Below are 15,627 nucleotides of genomic sequence, written 5' to 3' on the forward strand. Positions count from 1 at the left end.
GCCACCGGCCCTGCACTAGGGTCGGCCGCATGGTCGATCGCGCCCCGTTAGGGCGTCCGTTCTGGACGTTCTGGAGCGCCGCCGCCCTGGCCAACCTGGGTGACGGCATCCGCGTCGCCGCGTTCCCGCTGCTCGCCGCGGCACTCACTGACGCCCCGTTGGCCGTCGCCGCCGTCGCCGCCGCCCAGTTCCTGCCCTGGCTCGTCTCCGGGCTGCTCGCCGGCACCCTCGCCGACCGCCGCAGCGCCCGCACCCTGCTCGCCGCCGCCGACACCGCCCGGGTCCTCGTGCTGGCCACCCTCGCCACCGCAGTGGCCCTGGGCGGGGCCACCATCGCCCTGGTCGTCGTCGCCGCGTTCCTGCTCGGCATCGGCGAGACCATCCGCGACACCGCCGCCCAGACCGCCGTACCTCGGCTCGTCGCCGACGCCCACCTGGAGAAGGCCAACGGGCGGCTCGTGGCCGGGGAGATCGTCGGCAAAGAGTTCGTCGGTCCCCCGGTGGGCGCGATGCTGTTCGTCGTCGGCGCGGCCATCCCCTTCGCCGTCAACGGCGCCACCCTCGCCCTGGCCGTGATGCTCATGCTCTCCCTACCGCTGACCCTGGCCCACCGAGCCACCAGCGCGCCCACCACCGACGAGACGGCGAACGCCGAGGGCGACGGCATCCTGGCCGGCCTGCGGTGGCTGCTCCGCCAGCCGATGCTACGGACCCTGGTGCTGGTCACCGCCGCCGTGGCCGCCGCCGACACCGCCTGGTTCGCGATCTTCGTGCTCTACGCCCGCGACGCCCTCGGCCTCGGCGCGTTCGGCTTCGGCCTGCTGCTGGCCACCGGCGCCGCAGGGGGCCTGATCGGCTCGTTCGCCGCCGACCGGCTGGTCGCCCGCTTCCGCCACCGCCACGTGCTCACCTGGTCGATGGCCGTCACCGCCGGTGTCCCGGTGCTGCTGGCCGTCACCCCGCACCGCGCCGCCGCCGTAGCCGTGGTGGTCACCACCAGCGCGGCGTTCGCCGTGCTCAACGTGGCAGCCCTGTCCGTCCGGCAACGACTCGTGCCCGGCGGCCTACTCGGCCGGGTGATCGCCGCCTCCCGCATGCTCACCTACAGCTGCACCGCGCTGGGCGCACTGGCCGGCGGCGCGCTCGCCGCCGGCGCCGGCATCGAGGCACCGTTCGTGTTCAGCGGGGTCATCGCCGTCACCGCCACCGTCGCCTGGTGGCTCGCCTCCCGACGCGGCACCCCCGGCGCCCTCGGCCTGAGGTAGGCCGACGGGGCGCATTCGGGGCCCGGTCCTCAGCCGTCGTCGACGAGCCCGGCCTCGTAACCGGCGATGACCAACTGCGCCCGATCCCGGGCCCCGAGCTTGGTCAGCAGCCGCCCGACGTGGGTCTTGAGCGTGCCCCGGCTGATGTGCAACGCCGCCTCGATCTCGGCGTTGGACCGGCCCCGCGCGACCAGGGTCAGCACCTCGCGTTCGCGCGGCGTCAGGTCGTGCACCGGTCGCACCGCCCGCCGGCGGGTGAACTCGGCGATCAGGCGGCGGGTGACGCTCGGTGCCAGCAGCGCCTCACCGGCGGCCACGGTACGGATCGCGTCGACCAGCCGCGCCGGGCTGATGTCCTTGAGCACGAACCCGCTGGCACCGGCGCGCAGCGCGCGGTGCACATGGTCGTCGAGATCGAAGGTGGTCAGGATCAACACCCGGGCGGCGCCGGGCAGGGCGGTGATCTGGGCGGTGGCCGCGATGCCGTCCAGATCCGGCATCCGCACGTCCATCAGCACCACGTCCACCGGCCACCGTCGGCAGAACTCGACGGCAGCGGCACCGGTGCCCACCTCACCGGCCACGGTCACCTGCGGGGTCGCCGTGATCAGGTCCCGCAGCGCCTCGCGGAACAGCGGCTCGTCGTCGGCGATCAGCACGCGCACGGACACCCCGGTCATGCCGCGAACGGCAGGGTCGCCCGGACACCGAACCCACCGGCCGGCTCCGGACCGGCCGCGAACACACCGCCATGACCCGCGACCCGATCCCGCATCCCCGTCAGCCCCCGACCGGGCACCACGGACGGCTGCCCGGCGGCCCCGTCGTCCACCACCTCCACCCGCAGGACACCAGCATCGGCCGTCACCGCGATCCGGCACCGCCGGGCGTCGGCATGACGCCGAACATTGGTCAACGCCTCCTGCACGATCCGGTACGCCGACGCCTGCACACCCGCCGGCACCGCCGACAGGTCACCACGGTCGACCACGACCTGAAGACCGGCCGCCCGCGCCTGCGCCACCAGGGCGTCCAGGCCGGCGAGGTCCGGCAGGTCGTCATGTCCGTCGTCGAGCACGGCCCGGACGTCGTCCAACGCGGTCCGGCTGATCGTCTCGATCGTCTGCAACGTCGCCTCCCGGTCGGCGCCCACATGATTGGCGACCGCCGCCTTCATCGCGATCAGGCTCAGGTTGTGCCCGACCACGTCGTGCACCTCCCGGGCGAGCCGCAACCGCTCCTCGGCCACCGCCTGGCGGGTGCGGGCCTCGGCGAGTTGCGCGGCGTACCACCGGCGGGCGCCGACCCAGCGGCCCAGGGCCCAGGCGCCGACGATGACCACGAGCGCGTACCCGATCGCCGTGACCGGAGTGCTGCCGAACGACTCGACACCCGGCTCGGTCTCCCCGTACAGCGGCAGCCGCGTGCTGACGGCGTCGAGCACCCCGACCAGCAGCACCCCGGTCAGCGCGCCGGCCAGACCGATCACGGCGCTACGCCCTCCGGCGAGCGCCACCGGGTACAGCGCGTACGCCACCGCCCAGATCACCGCCTCCGGCCGCAGGCCGACCACCAGCGCCGCCGCCCCGGCCGCCGTCACCGCGACCAGCACCGGCACCGGGGCGGCCCGCCGCAGTGCGAGCGGCAGGCCGACGCACCCGGCCGCCACCCCGGCGACCAGACCCGCTCCGGGCGGCCGCATCAGCACACCCGCCGCGACCACCGCGACGGCCACCGCGAGATCGGCCACCACCAGCGACAGCCTGGTCGTCGCCTCCCCCACCCATCGCCGGTACGTCACGCCCTCACGGTAATCCCGCCCCCGTCGTCGGCGGATCGGACCACGGTCCGATGCGCCCGGGGACCGCCCGGCGGCAGTCTCCATCCCATGCTCGCCACCATCCTGCTCGCGGTCGCCCTCGCCGCCACGCCCACCCCCACCAGCCCGTCCGGCCCCGTCACCGGCCCGGTCGACGCGGCGGCCATCGACACCGTCGTGACCCGCTGGCGCGAGGCCACCGGCACTCCCGGCGTGGCCGTCGCCGTCACCCGGGGTCGGGAGGTGGTGCACACCGCCGGGTACGGGCACACCGCCGAGGGCGACCCGGTCACCGACCGCACCGTGCTGGCGGTGGCCTCGGTCAGCAAGGCGTTCACCGGCCTGGCCGTGGCGCAACTGGCCGACGCCGGCCGCATCGACCTCGACGCGCCGGTGCGCCGGTACCTGCCCGACTTCACCACCCGCGACGACCGGTCCGACCGGATCACCGTCCGGCAGTTGCTGCACCACACCTCGGGCCTGTCGGACACCACGTACCGGCCGTTCAGCGGTCCGGTCCCGCAGACGCTGGCCGAGGCGGTCACCCTGCTGCGCACCGCCGACCTGGCCGCCGATCCCGGTGCCCGCTTCGACTACCACAACCCCAACTACCAGCTCGCCGCCCGGATCGTCGAGGTCGTCAGCGGCGAACCGTTCGCCGACTACCTGCGCCGACACGTGTTCGGGCCGCTGGGCATGCACGACAGCAGGTCCGCCAACGTCTCGGCAGACCTGCCGACCGGCAGCCGTGGACACATCAGGATCGCCGGACTGTCGGTGGCCCTGCCCGAGCCGCCGGCCTTCGGCGCCGGCTCCGGCGGCGTCCTCAGCACCGCCCACGATCTGTCCCGCTGGCTGATCTTCCAGCAGGACCCGCAGTCCCATCCGGTGCTCTCGGCGACCGGCCTGACCGAGACGCACCGTCCGTCGCACTTCGGCCACGGCTTCGGGTGGTACGTCGGCACCACCGCCTCCGGGGCGCCGCTGCGCCACCACAGCGGGCACATGCTCACCTTCACCGCCTACCACGCGGTGCTGCCCGCCAGCGGATACAGCATCGCCGTGCTCAGCAACGCCCGCACCGGACACGCCGACGCCCCCGAACTCGGCGACCTTCTCGTGGATCTCGTCGAGGGCCGTCCGGTCGGGCGCCCCGGTCCGTCACCGGCGTGGATCGACGTGCTGCTGCTGGCCGCCGTACCGGCGGTCGTCCTGCTCGCGGCACGCGGCGTGCGGCGGGCCCGCCGCTGGGCCGACCGGCCACGACACCGTCTGGGCACCACGCTGCGGCTGCTGACGCTGACCGCGCCGATCGCGCTGCTGGTCACGCTGCACCGGATCGCCGGCTTCCTCTACCGGGGACGAGACATCTCGTGGTGGCAGACCACGTACCTGTACCCGGCGTTCGTCGCGCTGCTCGCCGTCACCGCCGCTGCCGGCCTGCTCGTGCTCGCCGCCCGGCTACGGCAGCTGCGCACGCGACGCGGCCGCACCTCGTGACGGGCCGTCGCCGCCCGCCGGTACGCCGGCCGCAGCCCGTCGGCCTCGGACCACGTCGGGCCGCCTGGCCCGCGAGCGACGCGAACAGAGCAGGTCAGCGCGGCAGGGCCTGCTGCAACTCGGCGCGCAGCGCCGGGGTCAACATGTCCCCGGCCTGCTTGGCCAACCGCGCCATCTCGTAGCCCACCACGCCGATGTCGGCGTCCGCCGCGGCGAGGGTGGCCAGGATCGACCCATCGCGGACCTGCATCACCAGGAAGTAGCCCCGGCCCATCTCGACGACGGTCTGCTTGACCACGTCACCGTCGAACATCTGCGCGGCACCGGCGGTGATGCTCATCAGGCCCGACGTGACGGCGGCGAGTTTGTCGGCGTGGTCCCGAGGCAGGTTGTCCGATATCGCCACCAGCAGCCCGTCGGAGGACACCACGATCGCGTGTGCCACTCCCGGCACCCGATCCGCGAATGCGCTGACCAGCCAGCTCAGATCCCGAGCCTGCTGCGACAAGGTGGTCACCTTCGTCCCCCTTCGTTCCATACGCCTGACGGTTGCACGGGAATCTGCATGGTCTCCTCGGCCTCGGCCCGCCGCACACCGCTGTACAACTTCGACAACATGCCGCCGACCGCCTCCGGGTCGGGGTCGTGCCGGACCGGCCGCTGCTGCTCCGGGCGGGCCGGCTGGGTCACCGAACTCAGTTGCGCCATCGGCACCCGCATCGGCAGGCCCTGGGCATTGGTGCCGGCGGTCACCGGCACCGTCGGCGGGGCCGGCTGCCCGACCCCCGTCGTCGGCACGGCCCCCGACGGTCCCTCCCGGGACCACCAGCCACCGCCGCCGGCCGGGACGGCCGCCGCCGGGGCGAGCACGGTCTCGGCACGTACCGGATGGGTCTGGCGGGGCACGGTGGTCGGCCGACGGCCGGCGACCGGCAGCTCTACCGGGCCCGGCCGTCCGCCCTGGTGGGCGGTCATCCCGGCCGGGATCCGCGGCGCCGGCGCCGGGTCGACGCTCGGTGCCGGGGCCGCCGCCAGCAGCGCGCCGGGCAGTCGGATCCGGGCCACCAGGCCACCGACACCGCCGTGCAGCCGCACCTCGATGCCGTGCCGGGCCGCCAGGTGACTGACCACGAACAGACCCATCCGCTCCACCGTCGCCACGTCGGCGGCTGGCGGGCTGGCCAGGACGGCGTTGGCCTCGGCCAACGCGCTCTCGGTCATGCCGATGCCCTGGTCGGCGATCTCGATCACCGCGCCGTGGCCCTCGACCCGGGCCATGACCTGCACGACGGTGTCGGGACGGGAGAAGGCGGTGGCGTTCTCCAGCAGCTCGGCCAGCAGGTGGACCAGTTCACCGACGGCGTGCCCGACCACGTACAGGTCCGCCACGGCCTCGTGCCGCACCCGCTGGTACTGCTCGATCTCCGCGCTGGCCGCCAGCAGCACCGCGCCCAGCCCGATCGGCCGGTTCCACCGCCGGGTCGACTCGGTGCCGGCCAGCACCAGCAGGCTCTCGTCGTTACGCCGCATGCGGGCGGCCAGGTGGTCCAGCTTGAACAGGTTCTCCAGCTGGTCCGGGTCGCCTTCCTCGCGCTCCAGGTCGTCGAGCAGTTCCAACTGCCGCTCGACCAGCACCTGACTGCGTCGGGCGAGGTTGACGAACATCGCGTTGACGTTGCGTCGCATGTTCGCCTGCTCGACCGCCACGCCGACGGCGCTGCGGTGCACGGCGACGAACGCCTCGGCAAGCTCACCGATCTCGTCGAGCGAGCGGACCACCGCCGGGGACACCTCGATGGGCGGCACGCCACCGGAGACCGACCGTAGCCGGGACAGCGCCTCGGGCAGTTCGACCTGGGCGATCCGCAGCGCCTGTGAGCGCAGCAGCCGGATCGACCGGGCCAACGACCGGCCGACCAGCACCGAGATCAGCACCGCCACCAGCAGCACCGTGATGATCGCACCGATCAGCAGCAGTGTCTGACGTAGCTGGGTGCTGCTGGCCGCCTGCGCCTGCTGCACCGCCTCGGCCAGCACCTCGGCCTCGTACTGGCGCAGCAGCTCGTGACGGTTGTCGCTGGCCTCCCACCACTGCCCGCCGGTCAACACCAACCGACCGGCCGCGATCTGGGCGATCGCCCGATCCTCCAGCTCACTGGTGGCGGCGAAGAGCGGGGTCACGGTCATCTCGTCGTAGCGGGCCACCTGCCCGTTGGTCGCGGCGATCCGGAACACACCCAGCGCGGTCAGCTGGCGGGCCCGCAGTTCGGCCAGCCGCGCCCCGCCGTCGGCGCTGTAGCCGCTGTCGCGCGCGGCGGCGTACACCTCCGCGCGGACCCGCGCGGACATGTCCTTGGCCCGGGCGAACTGCACGTACCGCAGCACCGCGTCGGCCAAGTCCGGGCGGTCGTTGCCCGGCGCCGGCTGGGCGAGCAGGGTCAGCAGCCCCTCGATGGCCCGGTGGTAGTTGCCGAGGATGGTGTCGTCGCTGAGCACCACGGTCGCCATGACACCGCGGATGTACTCGACCTGCTGCACCGCCTGCGCGGCCACCGAGTAGGTGTCCCGCCAGGCCGGGTCGGCCTCGGCCACCGGCTCGGCCACTTCCCGCAGCGCCCGCATCGCGTCGTCGGTGGCCTCCCGGTACTGCTGCAACGAGCCCAGCATCGCGGCGCGGCCGGCCTCGTCGGCGCTGGCGCGCAGCACGGGCAGCTCACCGGCGGTACGGTCGCGTTCTTGCTGCAGCATGTGCACCAGGTAGGTGATCTCCTCACCGACGGTGACCTGCGCGGCGAAGTCACCGAGGGTGCTCGCCCGCCCGACCAGGCTCTGGGTCTGCACCCCGGCCATGACCAGGAACGCCACCGACGGGATGACCAGCACGGCGGCGAGCTTGGTCCGCATCCGCCAGTCCCGCAGCCGGAACGCGGAACGACGCCGGTGGGGCACCACCCGGACGTCGAACCGCCGTCGGCGGTGCGCTGACACCTCGGGCGTCTGATGTGCTGCACCCACAGGGTCCTCCTCCCCACGCGTCCGCCGCGACCTCGGGGAGCGCGGTCCATCCAACCAGGCCCCCGAGCAGTGTCAACGCCCTGCCCTTACGAGGGGTTCAGGACGAGACCGCCGGTCGCCACCCTATGCCGGGGTCGCCGGAGCTTGATCATCCGTCCGGCTGATGTCGGCCACCACCACGGCATCGGTGATCCGGCCGGTCGCCACGAGCGCCGCGCCGGTGGCCCCGATCTCCGGGTGGCGTCCGAAGTCGACCCGACGGGGAGTGAGCACCTGGGCGAAGGTGCGGCGCCACCAGGGTGAGGCGGTCATCGCGCCGCCACCGAGGACCACGTCGGTGGGCCGGCCGACCATCGACTCCAGCCGCACCAGGTCGTCCACGACCTGCTCGCACACGCCGTGCATCAGCCCGGCCAGGATCTGCACGGAGGTGGTGCCGAAGCCGAGTCCGCGCAGCTCACCGGAGCCGGCCCGCCGGTCGCCCGGGGGACGGTCGCCACCGAAGCCGACGTTGACCGGTACGCCCTCGCCGGGCGGCAGCAGCGCCAGGGCCTGCTCCAGCGCCGGGCCGGTGGGCAGCCGCAGCACCCGGTCCGCCCAGGCGAACAGGTTCCCGCCCGAGGAGTACGCCGCCCCGGTGACGACGTGGTCGTGGTCGACGCGGTAGCGCCACAGCCGCTGCGGCAGCGGCGACTGCGGAGCGTGTGCGGGCATCCGCTGCAACAGCCGTACCGCCGAGGAGGTGCCGACGGTCACCGCCGCCCGACTGTCGTCGATGCAGCCGGAGCCGACGTTGGAGGCGGCACCGTCGCCGACCGGGGCCGTCCAGGACGCCTGCGCCAGGTCGGGCCAGCGGCGGGCGTACTCGCCGCGCAACCGACCCCGCCAGTCCCGACCGGCCAGGTCGGGCAGATCCTCGCCGCGGGTGTCGGCCAGCGTGCACGCCTCGGGATCCCAGTCCAGGGTGCCCAGGTCGAGCAGGCCGGTGCCGGATGCCTGCGACATCGACATCGGCGCGTCGGTGAGCAGCCGTCCCAGCGCGTACTCGACCAGGCCGGTGAAGCGGCCCACCCGGGTGCCGGCCTGCTCACGCAGCCACGGCAGACGCACGGACCAGTAGCAGCGGTGCCACCAGGTGCCGGTGCGCTGGTGGTAGTCGACCGGATCGACCGGCCCGCCCAGCGCCGACGACGGCTCGGGCCGGGTGTCCAGCCAGGTGAGCACCGGGCCGAGTGGTTCGTCGTCGACGCCCAGCGGCAGCACCGAGTGCCACTGGGCACTGACCGCGATCAGGTCCACCTCGCGCAGGTGACCGTGTTCATGCAGCTCGTCGAGGCACTCGATCAGGCAGGCCAGGTACTGCCGAGGGTCCAGGGTGCCGGCACCGTCACCGTCGACCGTGAGCACGGTCTTACGCCGCGCCAACGCACCCGGCAGGGGACGGATGTCGGCGTCCATCACGAGCCCCCGCACCGAGGAGGTTCCCAGGTCCAGCGCGAGAATGTTCATCGCGGTCAACGTACCCGCTGACGTCGCCGCCCGGCGTCACCGCCCACGCCAGTCCGCCGAACGGCTTCCCCACCTCTCGGACCGCGCGTAGGGTGTGCGCATGCCTACGCGCCTGTCCTGCTGGTGGCCCGCCGACCCGGCGGCCCTCCTGCACGCGTAGCGTCACCCACGCGGCCGCCCGACGAGGCGGCCGCCGGTTCTGGTTTCCGGCCCGTGGGCCGCCGCAACGGCGGCTCCCGGACCCAGGAGAGACCGATGAACCCACTGACCGACCTGCTCGCCGACGGCGCCGACCCGGGCCCGTTCGCCCTGGTACGCCGCGACGACGCCCCCCACCTCGACCTGTTCACCGGCACGGTGGACACCGCCGCGCGGCTGGCCGACCTGCCGCTGCCCACCGGCGTTCCCGGCCCGGCCACGCTGGCGCTGGTGCCGTTCCGGCAGGTCACCGAGCGCGGCTTCGCCTGCGTGGACGACGGCGTGCCGCTGGAGTTCCTGCGGATCGGGCAGCATGTCCGGGTGCCGCTGGCCGATGCCCTCGACGCCTTACCCGAGGGGCCGGTACGCACCACCGGCGCCGCCTTCGACGTCACCGACGACGCCTACGCCGCCGTCGTCGCCCGGGTGCTGGCCGAGGAGATCGGACGCGGCGAGGGCGCCAACTTCGTCATCCACCGCACCCTGCACGCCCACGTCCAGGGTGCGCCACTGACCGCCGCGCTGGCCGCCCTCCGGTCGCTGCTGCACCGCGAACGCGGCGCGTACTGGACGTTCGTGGTGCACACCGGCACCCGCACGCTGGTCGGCGCCAGCCCGGAACGGCACGTCAGCGTCGACGACGGGCTGGTCATGATGAACCCGATCAGCGGCACCTTCCGACACACCGGCGCCACCGCCGACCGGGCCGCCCTGCTGCGCTTCCTCGCCGATACCAAGGAGACCGAGGAGCTGTACATGGTCCTCGACGAGGAACTGAAGATGATGGCCACGGTCGCCGAACACGGCGGTCAGGTGGTCGGGCCGTACCTCAAGGAGATGTCGCACCTGGCGCACACCGAGTACCTGCTGGCCGGGCACGGCAGCCGGGACATCCGCGAGGTGCTGCGGGAGACGATGTTCGCCCCCACGGTGACCGGCAGCCCGATGGAGAACGCCTGCCGGGTCATCGCCCGCCACGAACGCACCGGCCGCCGCTACTACGCCGGAGTGCTGGCGCTGCTCGGTCACGACGACAACGGCCGGCAGACCCTCGACGCGCCGATCCTGATCCGCACCGCCGAGCTGTCCCCCGCCGGTGAACTGCGGGTACCGGTCGGAGCGACCCTGGTCCGGCACTCCACGCCCGCCGCCGAGGTCGCCGAGACCCACGCCAAGGCCGCCGGGGTGCTGGCCGCCCTCGGCCTGGGACCGCAGGCACCGCAGACCGGACCGCAGCCACCCCGCCGGCTGGCCGACGACCCCGAGGTACGCGCCGCGCTGGCCGCCCGCAACGCCCCGCTGGCCCGCTTCTGGCTCGACCAGCGGCCGACCGGCGCCCTGGCCCTGCCCGGCCTGACCGGCCGCCGGGCCCTCGTCGTCGACGGCGAGGACACCTTCACCGGCATGCTCGCCCACCAGCTCGGTGCCCTCGGCCTGACGGTGACCGTCCGACCGTGGCACGCCACCGGCCCGGTCCGCGCCGACGACCTGGTCGTCGTGGGCCCCGGCCCCGGCGATCCCACCGGCGACACCGCGAAGATGCACCGACTGCGTGACCTGCTCACCGAGCTGCTCGACGCCGGGCACCCGACCCTGGCGGTCTGCCTCGGCCACCAACTGCTCGCCGGCCTGCTCGGCCTGTCCGTCATCCGCCGCGACGCTCCCTACCAGGGGCTGCAACGCACCGTCAGTCTCTACGGCACGCCCCGCCGGGTCGGCTTCTACGCCACCTTCACCGCCCACGCCGACACCGACCGCCTCGACAGCCGGTACGGGCCGGTCGAGGTGGCCCGCGACGAGGTCGACGGCGCGGTGCACGCGCTACGCGGCCGGGGCTTCGCCGGGGTGCAGTTCCATCCCGAATCGGTACTCAGCCCGGACGGGGTCGCGGTGCTGGCCGACCTGCTGACGGAGCTGCTGCCGGCACCGGCCGGCGAGTTGTCCACCACCGGGCAGGCATAGCCGGCCCGATCCGGGGTAGCGGTGTTCACGGCCGGCGGTCCGGGCGGGTATGAGAGCCCCCGCCCGGACCGCCGGTCCCTGGGTCAGCCGGCCAGGCCCTGCTTGAGCGCCGCACCGATGCGTACCGCCCGCTTGGCCGTCAACGCCGTCGCCTCCAACGCCACGTGGTCCGGCGCGGTCTCACCGTTGTTGCTGGTGTGCGACGCGCCGTACGGGTTGCCGGAGACGAACTGGCTCGGCTCGGTGTAGCCGGGGGCGACCACGATCCCGCCCCAGTGATAGAAGACGTGGAACAGCGACAACAGCGTCGACTCCTGCCCACCGTGGTGCGTCGCCGTCGAGGTGAACGCCGAGTACACCTTGTTGGCCAGTGCGCCCTGCGCCCACAGCGGTCCGGTGGTGTCGATGAACTGCTTGAGCTGCGCGGCGATCAGACCGTACCGGGTCGGCGAACCGAAGATCACGACGTCGGCCCAGCTCAGGTCATCCGGCTGCGCCTCGTCGACGTCCTGGGTCTCCAGCCGGTGCGCCTCCCAGCCCGAGTTCGACCGGATCGCCTCGTCCGGGGCCAACTCGCGCACCTTGCGCAACCGGACCTCCGCACCGGCCTGCTCGGCGGCCTCCCGGGCCGACTGCGCCATCTGGTACGTGATGCCGGTCGCGCTGTAGTAGATCACCGCCACCTTGACCTGTGCCGCCATCGCCTACGTCCTTCCTGCCGTGATCGTCGGTAAGCTCCCGCGACTACCCGATGTTTGCGTCGACAAACATTCGTCGGACTCGACCGATCCCCGCCGACGCCCTGTCCACCGGTCGACGGACACCACGGTTCCGTCCACCGGTCGTCCCGCGACACCCCCGCGTCGACCGACGATCAGGACATGACCGACACCCCCGCCATCCGCGTCCGCGGACTGCGCAAGACCTACGGCGACACCCACGCCGTGGCCGGCGTCGACCTGGACGTCGCCACCGGCGAGGTGGTGGCCCTGCTCGGACCCAACGGTGCCGGCAAGACCACCACCATCGACATCCTCCAGGGCCACCGCGACCGCGACGCCGGTGACGTGCAGGTACTCGGCCGCGACCCGGCCCACGTCGACCTCGACTGGCGCGCCGGCATCGGCGTCGTCGCCCAGGACAGCGACGACCTGACCGAACTGACTGTCGCCGAGGCGGTACGCCACTTCGCCCGCTACTACCCCGCGCCCCGCGACCCGGCCGAAGTCGTCAAGCTGGTCGGTCTCACCGACAAGGCCACCGCCCGGGTCCGTACCCTCTCCGGCGGCCAACGCCGCCGCCTGGACGTGGCCCTCGGCGTCATCGGCCGCCCCCGGCTGCTCTTCCTCGACGAACCGACCACCGGCTTCGACCCGCAGGCTCGCCGCCAGTTCTGGACGCTGATCCGCCGACTCGCCGGCGAGGACACCACCATCCTGTTCAGCACCCACTACCTCGACGAGGCCGAGGCACTGGCCGACCGCGTCGCGGTCGTCGTCGGCGGCCGGATCGTCGCCGACGGCACCCCCGCCACCCTCGGCGGACGCGCCACCGCCCGCACCGTCGTCCGGTGGGCCGACGGCCGGCAGGAGACCGACGACCCGGCCGCCCTCGTCGCCGACCTGACCCGCCGCTACGGCGGCACCGTGCCCGGCCTGACCGTCAGCCGCCCCAGCCTCGAAGACGTCTACCTCGACCTGATCGGAGCGACCCCGTGACCGCCACCGCCCACCGCGCCGCCAGCCGCCGCCCCACCGCACTGCGGCTCGGGCTGCACCGCGCCGGCATCGAACTGCGGTGCTTCTTCCGGGAACGCGACGCCGTGGTGTTCACCTTCGCCATGCCCGCAGTCATCCTCGCCCTGCTCGGCGCGATCTTCGACGGCGTCTACGAGGGCAGCGACGTCACCTCGGCCCAGTACCTCGCCCCGAGCATGATCGCCGCCGGCATCGCCTCGACCACCTTCGTCAACCTGGGCACCGGCATCGCCGCCGACCGCGACGACGGCACCCTGCGCCGACTGCGCGGCGTCCCGATGCCCCCCTCGGCGTACATCGTCGGCAAGACCCTGATGGCCCTGGTGGTCAGCATCGGCGAGACGATCCTGCTGCTGGCCATCGCGGTGCTCGCCTTCGACCTGAAGCTGCCCACCGACCCCGGACGCTGGCTCACCTTCGGCTGGGTGTTCCTGCTCGGCGCCACCGCCTGCGCCCTGGTCGGCATCGCCGCCAGCAGCCTGGCCCGCTCGGCACGCAGCGCCGGGGCCGTGATGAACCTGCCCTACCTGGTGTTGGCCTTCATCTCCGGCGTCTTCTACACCCCCGTCGGGCAACTGCCCGAACCGCTGGTCACGATCGGCTCACTGTTCCCGCTCAAATGGATGGCCCAGGGCTTCCGCTCGGTGTTCCTGCCCGACACCATCCTCCCCCAGGAGGTCGTACCCTCCTGGGAGCACGGCCGGATCGCGCTCGTGCTCGCCGCCTGGTGCATCGGAGGAATGGTGCTGTGCCTGACCACCTTCCGCTGGCGAGGCCGACGCACCCGATGACCCCACCCACCGACACGTGGAGCGCACGCTTCCGGCTCTGGGACGGCTACTTCGCCCTGGCCACCGTCGGCGTCGCCGTGGCCGTGGCCGCCGACGGCAGCCGTACGCCCGCCGCCCGCCTCGGCTGCCTCGCGCTGTTCCTCGCCCTGACCGGCTGGTACCTCGGCGTCGGCCGCCGACTCATGCGCGACTCCGTCGAAGACTGGCGCAGCTACCTCTACCTCGCCGGAGTGGTCCTGCTCTACGTGCCGGCGGTCCTGCTCAGCGGCACCGCCTCGTTCCTGCTGTTCGTGCTCAACCCACAGATGTTCATGGTGCTGCCGGCCGTCCCGGCGGTCGGCGCGGTGCTGCTGCTCAACTCGGTGCACGTGATCGTCCTGGCCGTCCGCCTCCCGGACCTGGGCGACGTGCTCCCGCCGCTGCTGATCGCCCTGATGACCGTCCTCGTGGTCAGCGTGCTGGGCGTCTGGGCCCAACACACCGTCGCCGAGAGCGGCCGACGCGCCGAGCTGATCGCCCAACTGGAACAGACCCGGGCCGAGCTGGCCGAGGTGTCGCACCGCGCCGGGGTGGCCGCCGAACGACAGCGACTCGCCGCCGACATCCACGACACCGTCGCGCAGGGCCTGTCCAGCGTGGTGATGCTGGTCCAGGCCGCCGACGCCGACCTGGACCGCGACCCGGACCAGGCCCGCCGCCACCTCGACCTGGCCCGGCAGACCGCCCGGGAGAACCTGCTCGACGTCCGCACCCTGGTCGCCGCACTCACCCCGACACAGATCGACGGCTCCCCGCTGGAGCAGGCGCTGCACCGGCTGACCGACCGCTTCACCCGGGAGACCGGGGTCCCGGTCACCTGCACCGCCGACCTGACCACCGGCCGGACGCCGGGCACCGCCGTGGAGGTGGTCCTGCTGCGCGCCGCCCAGGAGGCACTGACCAACGTCCGACGGCACGCCGACGCCACCGCCGTCGCCGTCCTGCTGCACGGCGACGACGACCGGGTCACGCTGGAGATCGGCGACGACGGCGCCGGATTCGACCCCGCCGACGCGTACCCGGCCGACGACGGCGGCTACGGACTGACCGGGCTGCGCACCCGGGTCGAGCAGGTCGACGGCACCGTCGTCGTACGCTCGGCCCCCGGCGAGGGGACCACGATCCGGGTGGAGGTGCCGTACCAATGATCACCGTGCTGCTGGTGGACGACCACCCGGTGGTCCGCGCCGGAGTCGCCGGCATGCTCGCCGGCACCGACGACATCACCGTCGTCGGCGAGGCCGCCGACGCCGCCGAGGCACTCGCGGCCGTCCGCGCCCGCCACCCCGACGTGGTCCTGATGGACCTGCGGCTGCCCGGCGACGACGGCGCCACCGCCACCGGCCGGATCCTCACCGAACGGCCGCAGACCCGGGTGGTGGTGCTGACCACCTACGAGACCGACACCGACATCCTGCGGGCCGTCGAGGCCGGCGCCGCCGGCTACCTACTCAAGGACACCTCCCGCGCCGACCTGATCACCGCGATCCGCACCGCCGCCCGCGGCGGCACCGTCCTGGCCCCCTCGGTGGCCACCCGACTGCTGCACCAGGTACGCCGCCCCACCGCCCGCGACACCCTGTCACCCCGCGAGGTGCAGGTGCTGCGGCTGGTCGCCCGAGGGCTGTCCAACGCCGAGATCGGCCGCGAGCTGCACATCGGCGAGGCGACCGTGAAGACCCACCTGCTGCGGACCTTCAACAAACTCGACGTCTCCGACCGCACCGCCGCCGTCACCACCGCCATGGCCGCCGGCCTGCTCTGACACCGCC

The 15,627-nt window shown here is 73.5% G+C and carries 13 protein-coding genes; 7 read left to right on the forward strand and 6 right to left on the reverse strand.

The features are described from left to right. Positions 1–29: 29 nt before the first annotated feature. Complete coding sequence (locus tag ABT008_RS26305; RefSeq protein WP_350699383.1) at positions 30–1,265, forward strand: MFS transporter; 1,236 nt, start codon at positions 30–32, stop codon at positions 1,263–1,265. A gap of 29 nt (positions 1,266–1,294) precedes the next feature. Here ABT008_RS26305 and ABT008_RS26310 read toward each other — a convergent pair whose 3' ends face one another. Next, the gene (locus ABT008_RS26310; RefSeq protein WP_350699384.1) at positions 1,295–1,945 is read right to left on the reverse strand and encodes a response regulator; all 651 of its coding nucleotides are present in this window, start codon (positions 1,943–1,945) and stop codon (positions 1,295–1,297) included. After that, on the reverse strand, positions 1,942–3,066 hold the full coding sequence (locus ABT008_RS26315; protein ID WP_350699386.1) for a sensor histidine kinase: 1,125 nt from the start codon (positions 3,064–3,066) through the stop codon (positions 1,942–1,944). The genes ABT008_RS26310 and ABT008_RS26315 overlap by 4 nt, the downstream gene beginning before the upstream one ends. An 87-nt stretch (positions 3,067–3,153) precedes the next feature. Here ABT008_RS26315 and ABT008_RS26320 point away from each other — a divergent pair, with 87 nt between their 5' ends. After that, positions 3,154–4,584 carry a serine hydrolase domain-containing protein gene (locus tag ABT008_RS26320; RefSeq protein WP_350699387.1) on the forward strand — a complete coding sequence of 477 codons (1,431 nt, stop codon included), beginning with the start codon at positions 3,154–3,156 and terminating at the stop codon, positions 4,582–4,584. Positions 4,585–4,678: 94 nt separating this feature from the next. Here the strand turns inward: ABT008_RS26320 and ABT008_RS26325 are convergent, their stop codons facing one another. The 3 genes from ABT008_RS26325 to ABT008_RS26335 all read right to left on the reverse strand — a co-directional run bounded on the left by ABT008_RS26325 (position 4,679) and on the right by ABT008_RS26335 (position 9,108). Then, positions 4,679–5,122 carry a roadblock/LC7 domain-containing protein gene (locus ABT008_RS26325; protein WP_449948927.1) on the reverse strand — a complete coding sequence of 148 codons (444 nt, stop codon included), beginning with the start codon at positions 5,120–5,122 and terminating at the stop codon, positions 4,679–4,681. Beyond that, positions 5,098–7,599: a sensor histidine kinase gene (locus ABT008_RS26330; protein WP_350699388.1), complete on the reverse strand. Its 2,502-nt coding sequence runs from the start codon at positions 7,597–7,599 to the stop codon at positions 5,098–5,100. The genes ABT008_RS26325 and ABT008_RS26330 overlap by 25 nt, the downstream gene beginning before the upstream one ends. 123 nt (positions 7,600–7,722) lie before the next feature. Continuing rightward, positions 7,723–9,108 (reverse strand): FGGY family carbohydrate kinase, encoded by a 1,386-nt coding sequence (locus ABT008_RS26335; RefSeq protein ID WP_350699390.1) that lies wholly within the window; start codon positions 9,106–9,108, stop codon positions 7,723–7,725. A gap of 255 nt (positions 9,109–9,363) precedes the next feature. Here ABT008_RS26335 and ABT008_RS26340 point away from each other — a divergent pair, with 255 nt between their 5' ends. After that, positions 9,364–11,268, forward strand: a complete 1,905-nt coding sequence (locus tag ABT008_RS26340; RefSeq protein ID WP_350699392.1) for an anthranilate synthase family protein — start codon at positions 9,364–9,366, stop codon at positions 11,266–11,268. Positions 11,269–11,351: 83 nt separating this feature from the next. Here the strand turns inward: ABT008_RS26340 and wrbA are convergent, their stop codons facing one another. Next, positions 11,352–11,969, reverse strand: a complete 618-nt coding sequence (gene wrbA / locus ABT008_RS26345; RefSeq protein ID WP_350699394.1) for an NAD(P)H:quinone oxidoreductase — start codon at positions 11,967–11,969, stop codon at positions 11,352–11,354. Between the two features lie 180 nt (positions 11,970–12,149). Here wrbA and ABT008_RS26350 point away from each other — a divergent pair, with 180 nt between their 5' ends. From ABT008_RS26350 to ABT008_RS26365, 4 genes are read left to right on the forward strand one after another with little or no spacing between them, the layout of a single operon-like run. After that, positions 12,150–12,986, forward strand: a complete 837-nt coding sequence (locus ABT008_RS26350) for an ABC transporter ATP-binding protein (RefSeq protein ID WP_350699395.1) — start codon at positions 12,150–12,152, stop codon at positions 12,984–12,986. Further along, a complete protein-coding gene (locus ABT008_RS26355) occupies positions 12,983–13,816 on the forward strand; it encodes an ABC transporter permease (RefSeq protein WP_350699397.1) in 834 nt (277 codons plus the stop codon). Before ABT008_RS26350 ends, ABT008_RS26355 begins: the two co-directional genes overlap by 4 nt. Further along, positions 13,813–15,003, forward strand: a complete 1,191-nt coding sequence (locus tag ABT008_RS26360) for a sensor histidine kinase (protein WP_350699399.1) — start codon at positions 13,813–13,815, stop codon at positions 15,001–15,003. The genes ABT008_RS26355 and ABT008_RS26360 overlap by 4 nt, the downstream gene beginning before the upstream one ends. Next, positions 15,000–15,620 (forward strand): response regulator, encoded by a 621-nt coding sequence (locus ABT008_RS26365; protein ID WP_350699401.1) that lies wholly within the window; start codon positions 15,000–15,002, stop codon positions 15,618–15,620. Before ABT008_RS26360 ends, ABT008_RS26365 begins: the two co-directional genes overlap by 4 nt. The last annotated feature ends 7 nt before the right edge of the window (positions 15,621–15,627 follow it).

The sequence above is a fragment of the Micromonospora sp. NPDC002389 genome (assembly GCF_040296095.1).
Classification (GTDB): domain Bacteria; phylum Actinomycetota; class Actinomycetes; order Mycobacteriales; family Micromonosporaceae; genus Micromonospora.

Excerpts from the sequence above, each read along its gene's own strand:
- ABT008_RS26305 (WP_350699383.1), top strand. The coding sequence starts at position 30 with ATGGTCGATCGCGCCCCGTTAGGGCGTCCGTTCTGGACGTTCTGGAGC.
- ABT008_RS26310 (WP_350699384.1), bottom strand. The coding sequence starts at position 1,945 with ATGACCGGGGTGTCCGTGCGCGTGCTGATCGCCGACGACGAGCCGCTG.
- ABT008_RS26320 (WP_350699387.1), top strand. The coding sequence starts at position 3,154 with ATGCTCGCCACCATCCTGCTCGCGGTCGCCCTCGCCGCCACGCCCACC.
- ABT008_RS26325 (WP_449948927.1), bottom strand. The coding sequence starts at position 5,122 with ATGGAACGAAGGGGGACGAAGGTGACCACCTTGTCGCAGCAGGCTCGG.
- ABT008_RS26335 (WP_350699390.1), bottom strand. The coding sequence starts at position 9,108 with ATGAACATTCTCGCGCTGGACCTGGGAACCTCCTCGGTGCGGGGGCTC.
- ABT008_RS26340 (WP_350699392.1), top strand. The coding sequence starts at position 9,364 with ATGAACCCACTGACCGACCTGCTCGCCGACGGCGCCGACCCGGGCCCG.
- wrbA (WP_350699394.1), bottom strand. The coding sequence starts at position 11,969 with ATGGCGGCACAGGTCAAGGTGGCGGTGATCTACTACAGCGCGACCGGC.
- ABT008_RS26350 (WP_350699395.1), top strand. The coding sequence starts at position 12,150 with ATGACCGACACCCCCGCCATCCGCGTCCGCGGACTGCGCAAGACCTAC.
- ABT008_RS26360 (WP_350699399.1), top strand. The coding sequence starts at position 13,813 with ATGACCCCACCCACCGACACGTGGAGCGCACGCTTCCGGCTCTGGGAC.
- ABT008_RS26365 (WP_350699401.1), top strand. The coding sequence starts at position 15,000 with ATGATCACCGTGCTGCTGGTGGACGACCACCCGGTGGTCCGCGCCGGA.